Below are 15693 nucleotides of genomic sequence, written 5' to 3'. Positions count from 1 at the left end.
TACCAGGGCAGCCACTCCCGAGCACCCCAGAGGGTGACGGGTCCACTTTTGAGTCCGGCCGACCATAGGAAACAGTCGGCCTGCAAAAGACTCCTTAGAAAGGAGGTGATCCAGCCGCACCTTCCGGTACGGCTACCTTGTTACGACTTCGTCCCAATCGCCAGCCCCACCTTCACTCACTCCCTCCCCGAAGGGTTAGGCCGCAAGTTTCGGGTGTTGCCGACTTTCATGACGTGACGGGCGGTGTGTACAAGGCCCGGGAACGTATTCACCGCGGCGTTGCTGATCCGCGATTACTAGCGACTCCACCTTCATGGGGTCGAGTTGCAGACCCCAATCCGAACTGAGACCGGCTTTTAGGGATTCGCTCCACCTTGCGGCATCGCACGCCCATTGTACCGGCCATTGTAGCATGTTTGCAGCCCAAGACATAAGGGGCATGATGACTTGACGTCATCCCCACCTTCCTCCGAGTTGACCCCGGCAGTCTCCCATGAGTCCCCACCATTACGTGCTGGCAACATGGAATAAGGGTTGCGCTCGTTGCGGGACTTAACCCAACATCTCACGACACGAGCTGACGACAGCCATGCACCACCTGTCACCCGCCAACTAAATGACCCCACATCTCTGCAGGTCCACGGGTGATGTCAAACCTTGGTAAGGTTCTTCGCGTTGCGTCGAATTAAGCAACATGCTCCGCCGCTTGTGCGGGCCCCCGTCAATTCCTTTGAGTTTTAGCCTTGCGGCCGTACTCCCCAGGCGGGGCGCTTAATGCGTTAGCTACGGCGCGGAAACCGTGGAAAGTCCCCACACCTAGCGCCCAACGTTTACGGCATGGACTACCAGGGTATCTAATCCTGTTCGCTCCCCATGCTTTCGCTCCTCAGCGTCAGGTAAGGCCCAGAGACCCGCCTTCGCCACCGGTGTTCCTCCTGATATCTGCGCATTTCACCGCTACACCAGGAATTCCAGTCTCCCCTACCTACCTCTAGCATGCCCGTATCCACTGCAGAACCGGGGTTAAGCCCCGGTCTTTCACAGCAGACGCGACACGCCGCCTACGAGCTCTTTACGCCCAATAATTCCGGACAACGCTCGGACCCTACGTATTACCGCGGCTGCTGGCACGTAGTTAGCCGGTCCTTATTCCCCACCTACCGTCAACCCCCAGAGAACCGGGAGCCTGCGTTGGTGGTAAAAGAGGTTTACAACCCGAAGGCCGTCATCCCCCACGCGGCGTCGCTGCGTCAGGCTTTCGCCCATTGCGCAATATTCCCCACTGCTGCCTCCCGTAGGAGTCTGGGCCGTGTCTCAGTCCCAGTGTGGCCGGTCGCCCTCTCAGGCCGGCTACCCGTAATCGCCTTGGTAGGCTGTTACCCCACCAACAAGCTGATAGGCCGCGAGCCCATCCCCGACCGAAAAACTTTCCACCCACGGTCAGGAGACCATGGGTCGTATCCGGTATTAGACGGCGTTTCCACCGCTTATCCCGGAGTCAGGGGCAGGTTGCTCACGTGTTACTCACCCGTTCGCCGCTCGTGTACCCCGAAGGGCCTTACCGCTCGACTTGCATGTGTTAAGCACGCCGCCAGCGTTCGTCCTGAGCCAGGATCAAACTCTCCATAAAGGTCACTCAACCCTGCCCGGCGCGAGGCCTGGGCGGGTAAACCTAGAAGTAATCCTGACCAACCGGGTTGCCCCGGTTCATCAAAGGAACCCTCCACACCGAAGTGTGGTGGGGCCAAAACAAACATGGCTTAAAGAAAATCAAACACGCGCTGTTGAGTTCTCAAGAAACAACCGCTCATCCCGTACAAGCCCGACCCCTGCGGGTCTGTCGCTTTTCCGTGGAAGGCGCTGTTGTGCGTTTCCGCTTTGTTGTGTCTTCACTTTATCAGGTGTTCCGCATTCCGCCAAACCGGCGGTTTGTGTGTTCCTGATCGGGGTAAAGCCCGTTTCGCTTCCGCGTTTCCGTGGAGGCGCCCTCCGAGCTTACCGGCCCGAAAGCAGTGCTCGAACCAGTCAGTCAGAGGAAGAAGTGAACCGGCCCGTCCGCGGGAATCCGCGTCCGTCTCGCTCGGTCTGCCCCAACTCTACCCCCGCGGGGAAGTGCTTGGGACACCTTTGCCGAACCTTGCCGGTGTCGTGCCTTACACGGTCCGCCCCTAACGGGACGGACCGCCGCACAACCGGCAGTGGAACGGGTCAGAGCTTTTCGATCGGGGCGTACTTGACGAGGAAGTCCTTCTCCCCGATGTCCGCGCCGAAGTCGATCCGGGCCTTGGTCTTGTCGCCGGCGCCCTCCACCAGCTCCACGCGGCCCATGCCGAAGGAGTCGTGGTTGACCAGGTCGCCCACACTCAGCGTCGGAGCCTCCTTGGCCCCGCCGCGCGAACGCGGGCCTTTGCCACCGCCGAAGGTGCTGCCGAAGCCGCCTCCGCCGAAACCTCCCCGGCCTCCGCCGATACTGCGGCTGGGCGGAGCTCCCAGCGTGGACTCGGCCCGGCGCCAGTCCACCAGGGACGAGGGGACCTCGTCCAGGAAGCGGGAGGCGGGGTTGTAGGTCGGGGTCCCCCAGGCGCTGCGCACCGCGGCGCGGCTGACGTACAGCAGCCGCTGGGCCCGGGTCAGGCCCACGTAGGCCAGGCGGCGCTCCTCTTCCAACTGCGTCTTGTCGCCGAGCGTGCGGGTGTGCGGGAATATCCCGTCCTCCATGCCGGTGAGGAACACCGCGGGGAACTCCAGTCCCTTGGCGGCGTGCAGGGTCATCAGCGTGACCACTCCGCCCTCGTCGTCCGCGTCGGGGATCTGGTCGGTGTCCGCGACCAGGGAGATCCGCTCCAGGAAGTCGACCAGTGTGGGCGCGCCCGGGTCGACCGCTCCCGCGGCGGCGTCCCCGTCCTGGTCCTCGTCCGGGGGCTCCTCCTCCAGGAGGGCGGCGAAGGTGTGCTCGAACTCGCGGGCGACGTCGACGAACTCCTCCAGGTTCTCCACCCGGCTCTCGTCCTGGAGGTCCTTGGACTCGGCCAGCTCGGACAGGTAGCCGGTCTTGCCCAGCACCGCCTCGACGATCTCCGCCGGCGTGCCCCCGGGAACCGTCTCCGCGAGCTCGTCCATCAGCGCGTTGAAGTTGCGCACCGCCTTGACCGACCGGGTCGCCATCCCCGGGACCTCGTCCACGCGCCGCAGCGCCCGGGCGAAGGAGATGCGCTCGCGGGCGGCGAACAGCTCCACCGCCTCCTCCGCGCGCGCACCGATCCCGCGCTTGGGCACGTTGAGGATGCGCCGCAGGCTGACGGTGTCCTCGGGGTTGGCCAGGACGCGCAGGTAGGCGAGGACGTCGCGGATCTCCTTGCGCTCGTAGAAGCGCACGCCGCCGACGATCTTGTACGGCAGCCCGGTCCTGATGAACACGTCCTCGAAGACGCGGGACTGGGCGTTGGTCCGGTAGAACACCGCCACCTGGCTGGGGGTGAGCGTCCCGTCGTCGGTGAGCTTGTCGATCTCCCCGGCCACGAACGCGGCCTCGTCGTGCTCGTTGTCGGCCACGTAGCCGGTGATGGCCGGCCCCTCGCCCTGCTCCGACCACAGGCTCTTGGCCGGGCGGCCCTCGTTGCGGTCGATGACCGCGTTGGCCGCGGAGAGGATGGTCTGGGTGGAGCGGTAGTTCTGCTCCAGCAGGATCGTGCGCGCCTTGGGGAAGTCGCGCTCGAACTCCAGGATGTTGCGGATGGTGGCGCCGCGGAACGCGTAGATGGACTGGTCCGCGTCGCCGACCACGCACAGCTCCGCGGGCGGCACCACGCTGGTGTCGGAGTCCTCGGCCGCGCCCACCAGTTCGCGGATGAACGCGTACTGGGCGTGGTTGGTGTCCTGGTACTCGTCGACCATGACGTGCCGGAAGCGGCGCCGGTAGTACTCGGCGACGTCGGGGAACATCTGGAACAGGTTGACGGTGAGCATGATGAGGTCGTCGAAGTCCATGGCGCCCGCCTCGTGCAGGCGGCGCTGGTAGAGCTGGTACGCCTCGGCGAGCTTCTTCTCCTGCTCGCTCTGGGCCTGCCCGGCGAACGTGTCGTAGTCGACCAGCTCGTTCTTGAGGTTGGACACCTGGGCGGAGAAGGACTTGGGCGGGAACCGCTTGGGGTCCAGGTCCATCTCCTTGCACACCAGCTGCATCAGGCGCGCGGCGTCGGAGGAGTCGTAGATGGTGAAGCTGCTCGGGTAGCCGAGCCGGGACGCCTCCCTGCGCAGGATGCGCACGCACGCCGAGTGGAAGGTCATGGTCCACATGCTGTTGGCGGCGCGCACGCCCAGCAGTGCCTGGATGCGCTCGCGCATCTCCGCGGCGGCCTTGTTGGTGAAGGTGATCGCGAGGATCTCACCGGGGCGCACGCCGCGTTCGGCCATGAGGTGGGCGATGCGGTGGGTGAGGACACGGGTCTTCCCGGACCCGGCACCCGCCACGATCAGGAGCGGAACACCGCTGTGGGTGACGGCGTCGCGCTGGGGACCGTTCAGACCTTCGAGGAGCTGTTCTTGGGAGGACACGCCATCCAGGTTACGGCCGCCCGGTGACGGCACCGTCCCGTCCACAGGACGGTTCGCCGGGTCGGCCCGGATCGGCCCGACCCTCTGGTCGAAAACGCCCTGATCGGCGAATTACGCTGTTTCGGTACGGGTCCCCACCAGGGGACCGTCTCGTGTCTCTCTGGGAGTTTCCTTGACCATGCGTGTGTTCGTCGACTGCGACCCGGGGATCGACGACGCCGTCGCGCTCGCCTATCTGGCCGCGCGACCCGAGGTGGAGATCATCGGCGTCGGCACGGTGTTCGGCAACAACAGCGTGGACGTCACGGCGGACAACGCGCTGCGGCTGCTGGAGCTGTACGGCCGCCCGGACACGCCGGTGGCGGTGGGCGCCGCGCGTCCGCTGGTGCAGCCGCCGCGCCTGGCCGCCCACGTGCACGGCGGCAACGGCCTGGGGGACGTGGAGCTGCCCGAGCCCACGGGCAAGCCGGTCGGGGAGACCGCGGCCGAGCTGCTGGTGCGCCTGGTCCGCGAGAACCCGGGTGAGGTCGACGTGCTGGCGGTGGGCCCGCTGACGAACCTGGCGATCGCCCTGGGCCTGGAGCCGGAGCTGCCCCGGCTGGTGCGGCGCCTGGTGGTGATGGGCGGAGCCGTGCGCGTCCCGGGCAACGTGTCCTCGCACGCCGAGGCCAACATCGCCAACGACCCCGAGGCGGCGGAGGCCGTGCTCGCGGCCGGGTTCGACCTGGACCTGGTGGCGTTGGACATCACCATGAAGACGGTGGCCACCACGGAGTGGCTGGAGGAGCTGAAGACGGTCCCGGGCGAGCGCGCCGAGCGCACGTCGGCGTTCCTGGACTTCTACGCGGACTTCTACGCGGGGCTCTTCGGGGTCCGCCAGTGCGCGATGCACGACCCGCTGGCGGCGGCGGTGCTGGTGGACCCGGACCTGGTGACGGAGGCGTTCGAGGCGCCGCTGCGGGTGGAGCTGGCCGGCACGCTCACCCGGGGGATGACCGTGGCCGACCTGCGCCCCCGTCCGAGGGGCGACGACCGGCGTCCCGCGCGCGTGGTCACGGAGGTGGTCGAGGCCGAGTTCCTCGGGCGGATGCTCGACTCGCTGCGCTGATCGGCTTGGACGCGCTGACCGGGCCGGGGCCGGGTGACCGCGTCGAGGTCGTCCACGGGTCCCGGTGGGGGCCGGCGGCCCTCCCTGGTCCGGTGGTCCCATGTATACGGGGGTTCCCAGGGCCTTCCCGGCCTCGCCGTGCCCGGATCCGCGCACCGGGGCGCCCGGCGGGTCAGACGAGTCTGCGGGCGGTGGCCCAGCGGCTCAGCTCGTGGCGGTTCGACAGCTGGAGCTTGCGCAGCACCGACGACACGTGGGTCTCCACGGTCTTGACGGAGATGAACAGCTCCTTGGCCACCTCCTTGTACGCGTAGCCGCGCGCGATGTGCCGCAGGACCTCGCGCTCGCGCTGGGTGAGCCGGTCGAGCTCGGGGTCCACCGGCGGGGCGTCGGTGGCGGAGAACGCGTCCAGCACGAACCCGGCCAGTCGCGGGGAGAACACCGCGTCGCCGTCGGCCACCCGCACGATGGCGTCGGCCAGTTCCCTGCCGGAGATGGTCTTGGTGACGTAGCCGCGGGCGCCGCCGCGCACCACGCCGATGACGTCCTCGGCGGCGTCGGAGACCGACAGGGCCAGGAAGCGGATCTGCGGGTGCTGGGCCAGGACGCGGCGCAGCACCTCCACGCCCCCGCCGCCGGGCAGGTGGACGTCCAGGAGGACGAGGTCGGGCTGCTTCTCCCCGATGACGTGCACGGCGCTGTCGACGTCCCCGGCCTCGCCGACGACGTCCACGGCCTCTCCCAGCTCACCGCGCACACCGCTGCGGAACAGCCGGTGGTCGTCCACGATCACGACGCGGGGAAGCGCGCCACCGTCACTGAAGCTCGTGCTCTGGTCTGCCACACCGTGGACTCTACCCATGTCCGCGGCGGCCGGGACACCCGCACGTCCAGGTGTCCGCATCCGGCCGGGCCTCCGGTGCCGTTGCCGCCCGGTCCTCTCGGGGACGGTGCGCTCGGTCCCGCGTTCCGTACCGGAGTCCTTCCCTGCGGCTGATCCGATCTCTTGCCATATGTATCGAAAGTCGATAGATTCCCATCGTGATTCGATCGAAGGAGAGACCATGGGGAAACTAACGGTGCTCGCGCTGCGCGTCGTGCTCGTGATGCTGTTCGCCGGTTCGGTGTTCCTGCAGGCGGTGATGGTGCCGCTGCTGGCCGTCGACCTCGGCGAGATCGACCCGGACCTCGCGTTCCCGCGCGCACCGGTCCTCGTGATCGTGGTCCTGGGCATCGTGACGGCCCAGGTCGTCCTGGTCTGCGTGTGGCGTCTGGTGACGATGGTGCGGCGTGAAACCGTGTTCTCCCACGCCGCCTTCCGGTACGTGCACACCGTGATCGGCGCGTTCGTGGCGGCCGCCCTCCTGGTGTTCGCGCTCGCGGTCGTGCTGGCGCCGGGCGAGGCCGTGCCCCCGGGCATCGTCCTCTTGCTGTGCGGGGTCGTCGTGGCCATCCTGGGGGTCGCGCTCGTCGTGCTCGTGCTGCGGATGCTGCTCGCCCAGGCGGTACGGATGCGGGCCGAGCTGAAAGAGGTGATCTGATGCCGATCCGCGTCGACATCGACGTGATGTTGGCCAGGCGGAAGATGTCCGTGGGCGAGCTCGCGGACCGGGTCGGGATCACGCCCGCCAACCTGGCGGTGCTCAAGAACGGCCGCGCCAAGGCGGTGCGCTTCACGACGCTCGCCGCGCTCTGCGAGGCGCTCGGCTGCCAGCCGGGAGACCTGCTGCGCTGGGAGGCCGAGGACACCGCGAAGGACGCCGCGGACGCGTGACGTCAGCGGCGCACCACCTCACCGGTGGCCCGGTCCGGGGCGGTCGGGGGCGGCAGGCCGTGACGGCGCAGGATGCGGTGGCAGGCCGGTGCGGGCGGCCAGGCGTACCGGTCCGATCCGGTGCTCGGTGCGCAGGCGCACCACCTGTTGCCCGATCGGGACGGCACATCTAGGCCTCGGGGATGCGGGGCATGCGCAACTGCACCTCGGTGCCCTCTCCCGGACCGGTGCGGATGCGCGCCGAGCCGCCGTGCCGGTCCATACGGCCCAGGATGGAGCCGCGCACGCCCATGCGGTCCTCGGGGATGTCGTCCATGTCGAATCCCGCGCCGCGGTCGCGGACGAACACCAGCACCTCCTCCTGGTCGACCTCGCCGAACACGGAGATGTTCTTGGTGCCCGCGTACTTGGAGGCGTTGACCATGGCCTCGCGCGCGGCGCGCAGCATCGCGGCCAGTCCGTCGTCCATGGGGCAGTCGCCCACGCACACCACCTCGACGGGGACGCCGTGCTCCTCCTCGACCTCGGCGGCGACGCGTTCGAGCGCGGGCGAGACGGTGGTGTCGGCGTCGGCCGGACGCTGGTAGAGCCAGCTTCGCAGGGCGCGCTCCTGGACGCGGGCGAGGCGCTGCACCTCGCGGGGGTCCTCCGCCCGGCGCTGGATGAGGGTCAGGGTGTGCAGGACGGAGTCGTGGATGTGGGCGGCCAGCTCGGCGCGCTCGGCGTTGCGGATGCGCTCGCGGCGCTCCTGGTCGCGTTCGCGTATCAGGCCGATGATCCACGGGGCGACGATGAGCGCGATGCCCGCGAGCACGGTGAAGGCGAAGGTCAGTCCCGCGCGGGCGTTCTGGAGCTGCTCCTGGAAGACGAGGAAGCCGATGACGCCGACGACGACGAGCAGGACGCCCGCGATGGCGCGCATGATGCCCTTGCCCCCCGCCCCGCCGACCGTGGAGGTCATCCACTCGTCGCGCTGGGAGGGGTTGGCGTGCTGCCAGAGGATGACGCCGCCGAGGGTGCCGAAGACCACGAACCACAGCAGCGGGTCGAAGACGCCGCCGAAGAGCAGGAACAGGACGCCGAGCCCCACGGCGAGGCCGACGTAGGCGACGAGCTGGGACAGGTCGCGGCCCCTGCGGCGGCCGTCCGGTCCGTCGGCCCCCTTCTCCCTCTCCTCGGGGTCGACGGGGACGAAGAAGTACAGGGCGACGTAGACGGCGACGCCGATGCCGCCCACGGACAGCGCCATGAGTGCGAGGCGGACGACCACGGGGTCGAGTCGCAGGTGCCGGGCCAGCCCGGCGCCGACACCGCCGAGGAGTCTGCCCTCCACCGCGCGGGTGAGCCGCGGGGTGTCCGTGGCTGGTGCTGCCACCGCCCGATCACCGCTTCCGTTCGTTACGTTCGCGCGGCGGGGAACACACCGCGCCGCGCCCACAGGTCCTGTGGTGTCCAGGATGCCCTCCCCGGGTGCGTGCGGGCATCGGGGACGCGTCCCTGGTCCTGCCCCGGTTCCGGTCAGGGTGGCTTCAGGGTCGTCCCGGATGTCCTGGCGGGCGGTTACGGGTGACGATGGGCGTGTGAGGAAAGTGCGGTGAGTGACCATGACTGACGACCCGGCACCCGATCCCGGCGGAGCCTCCTCCGTGTCCGGTGCGCCGGAGGCCGGTGCCCCCGGGCGCGAACTGCGCAAGGAGGACGACGACCGGGTCCTCGCCGGTGTGTGCGCCGGCCTGGGCCGGTACACGGGGACCGACCCCGTGGTGTGGCGGACGGCCTTCGTGCTGACCGCGTTCGCCGGGGCGACGGGCCTGCTGCTCTACGTCGCCGCGTGGATGCTGATGCGCGACGCCCAGGGCGGCCCGGCGACGTTCGAGCAGATGCTGGACCGGGGCATCCCGCCCCGGGCGGTGCCCAAGCTGCTCGCGGTGGGGCTGGCGGTCGCGACGGCGCTCAGCCTGGTCGGCGGGTTCGGCTGGTCGACGCTGGTGCTGGCGGTACCGCTCGTGCTGGGGCTGTTGGCCGCGCGCGGCCGGGGTGTGGACCTGCGGGCCGCGTTCGCGGGGCTGCGCGAGGACCTGGGGTCGAGGCGGCCCCCGCCGACGGCGCCGTCCCCCGGGCCGACGCCGACCTACTACAACCCGGCCCAGCCGTGGGCGTCCGCGCCGCAAGGACCGGTGGACCTGGCCGTGGTCGCGGAGCGCTCCACGGCCGGCTCCCCCGGGGACGACGACGGGGAGGACGGCGCGGACCGGTCCGGCGGCGACGGGGGCGGAGGGCTCTCCGGGCACGGCCCCGAGGAGTCGGAACAGGCCTGCCGGAAGGGCGCGCCGCTGTCCTCGCTCGCCCTGTGGACGATCGTGGCCGGGGGCGTCCTGGTCCCCCTCCTCGTGTTCGGCTGGTCGTCCTCGCTGTGGAGCGCGCGGACGGTCGAGCTGCTGTTCGGGCCGGAGACGGGGGTGTTCTTCCTCGCCGGAGCCCTCGCGGTGATCGGCGTGTACGCGCTGGTGGGCACCTGGGCGGGCAACCCGCGGGGACTGGTGTTCCTGGGGCTGGTGGTCGCGCTGGCACTGTCGCTGGCGTCGGTGACCGACCTGACCCGGGTGCGGATCGGGGGCGAGGTCTGGCGGCCGGCCACGGTGGCCGAGGCCGAGGGCGGGGACCACCGGTTCACCCTCGGTTCGGGGGTGCTGGACCTGACCGGGCTGGCGGACCTCTCCCCGGGCGAGACCGTCGACGTCTCCCTGCGGGTGGACGTGGGACACACGAGGCTGGTCCTGCCCGAGGACGCACGCGTCGCCGTGACCTCCCGGGTCGGACTGGGTGTGGTGAATCCCGGCGGGGAGGAACGGGGCGGCGGCATGGCCGGGTACTCCCTGACCTACGAGGAGGTCCACGAGCCCGCGGCGGACTCCGCGGTGGAGGGAAAGCGGCCGGAGGGCGGCGACGGGGCCGGACCGCCGCTGATCAACGTACGCACCGACTCACTGTTCGGTGTCGTGGAGGTGGAGCATGGCGAAGCGTAGGACTGACTGGGGCTCGCTGGTCGCGGGCCTGTTGTTCCTCGGTCTGGCGGTCGCGTTCGTCGTGCGCGGCACGGGTGACTGGGAGTTCAACGTCGTGTGGGTGCTGCCGGTGCTGGCCCTGGGGCTGGGCGCGGCCGGGGTGGCCCGCGCCCTCACCCGGTCCCGGAGGAGGCGGCCGCCGCCGGAACGCGTGTCCGGCCCCGAGGCGTCGGCCCCCGGGGAGTGACGGTCACTCCTTCGGCCGCGGGCGGTGCTCGGCGATGGCCGCGAACGCCGTCACGTCCAGCGACTCCCCGCGTGCGGAGGGGTCGACACCGGCCGCGCGCAGGGCGGCCTCGGCCGCGGGCGCGGAACCGGCCCATCCGGCCAGGGCGGCGCGCAGGGTCTTGCGGCGCTGGGCGAAGGCCGCGTCGATCACCCCGAAGACCTCCTTCCGGTCGGCCTTCGTGTCGGGCTGCGGGCGGCGGACGAGTTCGACCAGGCCGGAGTCGACGTTGGGGGCGGGCCAGAACACGCTCCGGCCGACCGAGCCCGCACGGCGCGCGTGGGCGTACCAGGCGACCTTGGCCGAGGGCACGCCGTAGATGCGCCCGCCCGGGGTGGCGGTGATCCGGTCCGCGACCTCGGCCTGCACCATGACCAGCACCCGCCGCAGGCCGGGCAGCAGTTCGAGCAGGTGCAGAAGGACCGGAACGGACACGTTGTAGGGCAGGTTGGCCACCAGCGCCGTGGGCTCGGGCCCGGGTACCCCGGTGATGCGCATGGCGTCGCCGGGGACGACGGTGAGGCGGTCGGCGAGGTCGGGCGCGTGGTCGGCCACGGTGCCCGGGAGCGCCGCGGCCAGCGCCGGATCGAGTTCGATCGCGGTCACGTGGCGCACGTGCGGAAGCAGTGCCAGGGTGAGCGAGCCGAGCCCGGGGCCGACCTCGACCACGACGTCGGCGTCGGTGACCCCCGCGACCCGGACGATGCGGCGCACGGTGCCGTGGTCGATGACGAAGTTCTGGCCCAGGCTCTTGGTGGGCCGGATTCCGAACCGCTCGGCGAGGGCCCGCACGTCGGCGGGGGTCAGCAGGCGGGAGCGGTCGTCGGGAGCGGGTGTCTGTGTCACCCCCATATCTTGCCAGCTTCCGCCCACCGGACCGCGCAATGAACCGAACGTCGTTCTAGTCTGTGGTCCGTACACGTCCACCGCCTCCTTGGAGACCGCCCATGGGACCCCTCAACGGAATCCGCGTCATCGAGTTCACCGGGATCGGCCCGGCGCCGATGGCCGGGATGCTCCTCGCCGACCTGGGTGCCAGCGTCATCCGCCTCGACCGGCCGGCGGCCGCCGAGGCGATGAACGCCGGTGCCGGCGGCCCGCACATGAGCGAGGGGCGCACCGTCCTGCCCGCCGACCTCAAGTCCGACGAGGGCCGCGCGTTCGCCCGCGACCTGGTCTCACGCGCCGACGTGCTCCTGGAGGGCTTCCGCCCCGGGGTCATGGAACGCCTCGGGCTGGGCCCCGAAACCTGTCTCGAACTCAACCCGCGCCTGGTCTACGCGCGTGTCACCGGCTGGGGCCAGGACGGCCCGCTGGCCCGCGCCGCCGGGCACGACATGAACTACATCTCCGTCAACGGCGCCCTGCACGCCATCGGGCGGGCGGGCGGCCCTCCGGTTCCCCCGATCAACCTCCTCGGCGACTTCGCCGGGGGCACCATGTTCGCGGTCACCGGCGTCCTCAGCGCCCTGGTCGAGCGGCAGTCCTCCGACCGGGGCCAGGTCGTGGACGCCGCGATGGTGGACGGCAGCGCCCTGCTGATGTCGATGGTGCACGAGGACCGCTCGCGCGGCTCCTGGAACGACGAGCGCGGCACGAACTACCTGGACACCGGCGCTCCCTGGTACGACGTGTACGAGTGCGCGGACGGCCGCCACGTGTCGGTCGGCTGCATCGAGCCCCAGTTCTACGCCGCCTTCCTGGAGGGCATCGGCCTGGCCGGGGAGGACCTGCCCGACCAGTGGGACCGGTCGGGCTGGCCGCGGCTGCGCGAGCGCTTCGCCGAGGTCCTGCGCACCCGGACCCGCGACGAGTGGGGCGAGGTGTTCGACGGCGTCGACGCGTGTGTGGCGCCGGTCCTGTCCCTGGATGAGGCTCCCGACCACCCGCACGTGCGCGCCCGCGGCTCGCTCGTGCGCGACGGTGACCGGGTGGTTCCCGGCCCGGCGCCCCGCTTCGACCGCACTCCGGGCGGCGTGACCCGGGGCCGGAGGCTGCCCGACGCCGACGCGACCCTCCGGGAGTGGGGTGTGGACCGCTGACCGGCGCGTACCGTCCCGGGACGGTACGCGCCCGGACGTGCGAATCCCCCTGTCCGGAGCGGAGAATGGCTAGGGTGAGCGACCGGGGCGTGGGTCCGCGGACCACGCCCGAGGCTGAGCGCGCGACGGGGGGAGTCCGCCATGCCACGACGGCTCGTCACACCGGGGGCGCGCTGGGGCGCACGCCTGTGTGCCCTGCTGCTGTCCGCGGCGGTGCTCTCGTGCGCCGCGCTCGCCGCTCCCTCCGCGGCCGGTGTGCCCGCCACCGTCGGCCCCTCCACCGGCGGCCCGGTCGGTGCGTCCACGACCGCTCCGGGCGGCAGCGGACTCGACGTCGTCCGCCCCGACCAGCCCGGCCCCGGGGCCATCGGCCGGCGTAGCGGACCCGTGGTGCTCGTGGGGGTGCCGGGCCTGCTGTGGGAGGACGTCACCTCCGAGAACACCCCGACCCTGTGGAGGATGGCCGAGGAGGGCTCCATCGGCAACGTGTCGATCCGCACCGCCACCTCCCGCACCTGTCCCACCGACGGCTGGCTGTCGGTGTCGGCCGGGCAGCGCGCCCTGTCCATACGGGAGCGCTTCACGGTGTGCGAGGCCGCGCCGGAGCCCGAACGCGACGGCTCGGGCGCGGTCGTCCCCGGGTTCGGCTCCTACGTCCGGCAGAACGCGCGGTCCCCCTTCGGCGCGCCCGTGGGCCTGCTCGGGCAGACGGTGCGCGACGCGGGCGGGACCACGCTCGCCGTGGGCCACGGTGCCGCCCTGGGCGTGGCCGACCGCTCCGGCCGGGTGGACCACTACGTCGACGGGGTACACGGCCTGACCACCGAGCGCCTGGAGGGGGTCTCCCTGGCCGCGGTGGAACTGGCCGAGCTCACCCGGCTCTACCCCGTCTACCCGGACCCGCTGACGCCCGGCCGGGAGGACGATGGGGAGAAGGACGGCGCGGAGGCGCCGGTGGACGGGGAGAAGGACGGGGAGGAGGACGAGGAGCCGCCCGAGCCCGACCCCGACGACGTCCCGGAGTGGGAGCGCGACAAGGCGCTGTCCACCCTGGACGGCCGGCTGCGGGCCCTGGAGAACGTGCTGCCGCCGGGCTCGTCCCTGATGGTCGTCGGAGTGTCCATGGACACCGGCCCCTCCCAGCTCACGGTGGCCCTGTCCGGCGAGATCACCGAGGAGGGGTTCACCGGGGCGGAGTCGTTCCTGGCCTCGGAGTCGACCCGGCGCGCCGGGCTGGTGGTGCTCACCGACATCACGCCGACCCTGCTGACCTCCCTGGGGATGCGGGCGACCGAGCCGACCAGCGGTCGGCCCTGGCACCTGGCCGGACGGCCGCCGACGACCGACAAGGCGGTGGGGCGGCTGGTGGAGTTCAACACCGCCGCGATCGTGGTGGGCGCCGCCATCCCGGGCTTCTTCAGCGGGCTGGTCGCCTTCCAACTGCTCATCTACGCGGCGGCGGCCTGCGCCCTGCACCGGTACTCGAACCGGCAGCGCGGCAAACGCGCGCGCGTGCTGTCCCTGACCCGGATCGTGGCGCTGGCCGGCGCCGCCTTCCCGGTGGCCAGCTACCTGGCCAACCTCGTCCCGTGGTGGACCTCGTCCATACCGCCGCTGGCCCTGCTGGCCTGTGTCCTGTCCGCGGACGCCCTGGTGGTGGCGCTGGCCATGGCGGGACCGTGGCGGCGCACGGTCCTCGGGCCGATGACGGTGGTGGCGGGAGCGACCACCGGGGTGCTCTTCCTCGACCTGTGCTTCGGCGCGGACCTGCAGATGAACTCGCCCACGGGCTACTCCCCGATCGTGGCGGGCCGGTTCTACGGGATCGGCAACATCGCCTTCGCCACGTTCGCGACCGGCATGCTGATGGCGGTGGCGGGGATCTCCCACGAGCTGATCTCCCGGGGACGGCGCGGCGCCGCCGTGGTGACGACCCTGGTCATCGGGTCGGCGACGGTGCTGATCGTCGGCTGGCCGGGGCTGGGCACCGACTTCGGCGGGGTGATCGCGCTGTTCCCCGGCCTGGCGGTGACGACGATGATGATCGCCGGGATACGCGTCACCCTGCCCCGCCTGGCCGTGGTGAGCGCGGCCGCGGTGTCCGCGATCGCGCTGCTGGCGTGGCTGGACTACCTGAGGCCTCCACAGGCGCGCAGCCACTTCGGGGCGTTCGCGGGCCAGGTGGTCAACGGCGAGGCGGCGGCGGTGGTGTCCCGCAAGCTCAGCGCGATGCTGGGGACGCTGGGCAACTGGCAGTTGACCCTGTTGGCGGCGTGTGCGCTGGTGTTCCTGTTCGTGGTGCTCCAGCGGCCGATCCACTGGAGGTTCGGCGCCCTGCAGGGCGCCTACGAGTACGCGCCGACACTCCGGGCGGGTCTGACCGGTTCCCTGCTGACCGCCCTGGTGGGTTTCGCGGTCAACGACTCGGGGGTCGCGATCCCGGCGATCGCGCTGACGGTGGCGGTGCCGTTGACTCTGTCGGCGTGTGTGTGGGCCCTCCAGCAGCAGAACGGGGACCGAACCCCGGATCCCGAACCGGCCGAGAACGCCCAGCGGATGTGATGTGGGCCTCACCAAGCACAGGGGGAGCAAAACACACGAGCACGACCTTGCGTCTCTCACGTCACGAAACGGCCACGGCCCTATGGTAAAGTCCGTGGTCGGGCGACCCTCGTAGAGGAAGCCCGGCACACTGGAGCGGCCCCGGTACCACCGCTCCGGCCACCGCCCCGAGCCACAGGCGGGGAATGCCCGCCCCCGCGGGCGGGTTTGGTCAGTTGCAGAGGGCAGGGAGTGGCCCGACGCAGCACCCACCGGCACACCGCCGTCTCCGCCGTCCTCACGGCAGGGCGGGGCACACCCAGGAACTCCCGAGCCGGATCCGTACGTTCTCTGGACAGTCGTCCTCGTTGCGAACTCCAACG

The 15693-nt window shown here is 70.8% G+C and carries 11 protein-coding genes and 1 rRNA gene; 7 read left to right on the top strand and 5 right to left on the bottom strand.

Annotation, left to right across the window (positions count from 1 at the left end):
- Positions 1-98 precede the first annotated feature (98 nt).
- Both NOSIN_RS26110 and pcrA read right to left on the bottom strand, forming a co-directional pair.
- Positions 99-1630, bottom strand: a 16S ribosomal RNA gene (locus NOSIN_RS26110).
- Between the two features lie 578 nt (positions 1631-2208).
- Positions 2209-4554, bottom strand: coding sequence for a DNA helicase PcrA (pcrA, locus tag NOSIN_RS26105; RefSeq protein WP_077693265.1), 2346 nt, complete (start codon positions 4552-4554; stop codon positions 2209-2211).
- A 178-nt stretch (positions 4555-4732) separates the two neighbouring features.
- Here pcrA and NOSIN_RS26100 point away from each other — a divergent pair, with 178 nt between their 5' ends.
- The gene (locus NOSIN_RS26100) at positions 4733-5662 is read left to right on the top strand and encodes a nucleoside hydrolase (RefSeq protein ID WP_077693264.1); all 930 of its coding nucleotides are present in this window, start codon (positions 4733-4735) and stop codon (positions 5660-5662) included.
- A gap of 172 nt (positions 5663-5834) precedes the next feature.
- Here NOSIN_RS26100 and NOSIN_RS26095 read toward each other — a convergent pair whose 3' ends face one another.
- Positions 5835-6524 carry a response regulator gene (locus NOSIN_RS26095; protein ID WP_218908737.1) on the bottom strand — a complete coding sequence of 230 codons (690 nt, stop codon included), beginning with the start codon at positions 6522-6524 and terminating at the stop codon, positions 5835-5837.
- Between the two features lie 202 nt (positions 6525-6726).
- Between NOSIN_RS26095 and NOSIN_RS26090 the strand changes: the two genes are divergently transcribed.
- A complete protein-coding gene (locus tag NOSIN_RS26090) occupies positions 6727-7203 on the top strand; it encodes a DUF2975 domain-containing protein (RefSeq protein ID WP_077693262.1) in 477 nt (158 codons plus the stop codon).
- Positions 7203-7436: a helix-turn-helix domain-containing protein gene (locus NOSIN_RS26085; RefSeq protein WP_077693261.1), complete on the top strand. Its 234-nt coding sequence runs from the start codon at positions 7203-7205 to the stop codon at positions 7434-7436. The genes NOSIN_RS26090 and NOSIN_RS26085 overlap by 1 nt, the downstream gene beginning before the upstream one ends.
- Before the next feature lie 169 nt (positions 7437-7605).
- Here NOSIN_RS26085 and NOSIN_RS26080 read toward each other — a convergent pair whose 3' ends face one another.
- Positions 7606-8811 (bottom strand): ATP-binding protein, encoded by a 1206-nt coding sequence (locus NOSIN_RS26080; RefSeq protein ID WP_077693260.1) that lies wholly within the window; start codon positions 8809-8811, stop codon positions 7606-7608.
- Between the two features lie 229 nt (positions 8812-9040).
- On the opposite strand from NOSIN_RS26080, the gene NOSIN_RS26075 reads away from it, so the two are divergent.
- Both NOSIN_RS26075 and NOSIN_RS26070 read left to right on the top strand, forming a co-directional pair.
- Positions 9041-10462, top strand: a complete 1422-nt coding sequence (locus NOSIN_RS26075; RefSeq protein WP_227015171.1) for a PspC domain-containing protein — start codon at positions 9041-9043, stop codon at positions 10460-10462.
- Positions 10449-10688, top strand: coding sequence for a hypothetical protein (locus NOSIN_RS26070; protein WP_077693258.1), 240 nt, complete (start codon positions 10449-10451; stop codon positions 10686-10688). Before NOSIN_RS26075 ends, NOSIN_RS26070 begins: the two co-directional genes overlap by 14 nt.
- 3 nt (positions 10689-10691) lie before the next feature.
- Here the strand turns inward: NOSIN_RS26070 and rsmA are convergent, their stop codons facing one another.
- On the bottom strand, positions 10692-11579 hold the full coding sequence (gene rsmA, locus NOSIN_RS26065) for a 16S rRNA (adenine(1518)-N(6)/adenine(1519)-N(6))-dimethyltransferase RsmA (RefSeq protein ID WP_077693257.1): 888 nt from the start codon (positions 11577-11579) through the stop codon (positions 10692-10694).
- 95 nt (positions 11580-11674) lie between these two features.
- Between rsmA and NOSIN_RS26060 the strand changes: the two genes are divergently transcribed.
- Positions 11675-12769, top strand: a complete 1095-nt coding sequence (locus NOSIN_RS26060; RefSeq protein WP_077693256.1) for a CaiB/BaiF CoA transferase family protein — start codon at positions 11675-11677, stop codon at positions 12767-12769.
- Positions 12770-12910: 141 nt separating this feature from the next.
- On the top strand, positions 12911-15331 hold the full coding sequence (locus NOSIN_RS26055; RefSeq protein WP_077693255.1) for a hypothetical protein: 2421 nt from the start codon (positions 12911-12913) through the stop codon (positions 15329-15331).
- Positions 15332-15693: the final 362 nt, after the last annotated feature.

This window comes from Nocardiopsis sinuspersici, assembly GCF_001998325.1.
GTDB lineage: Bacteria > Actinomycetota > Actinomycetes > Streptosporangiales > Streptosporangiaceae > Nocardiopsis > Nocardiopsis sinuspersici.
This window is presented reverse-complemented; position numbering and strand designations above follow the sequence as displayed.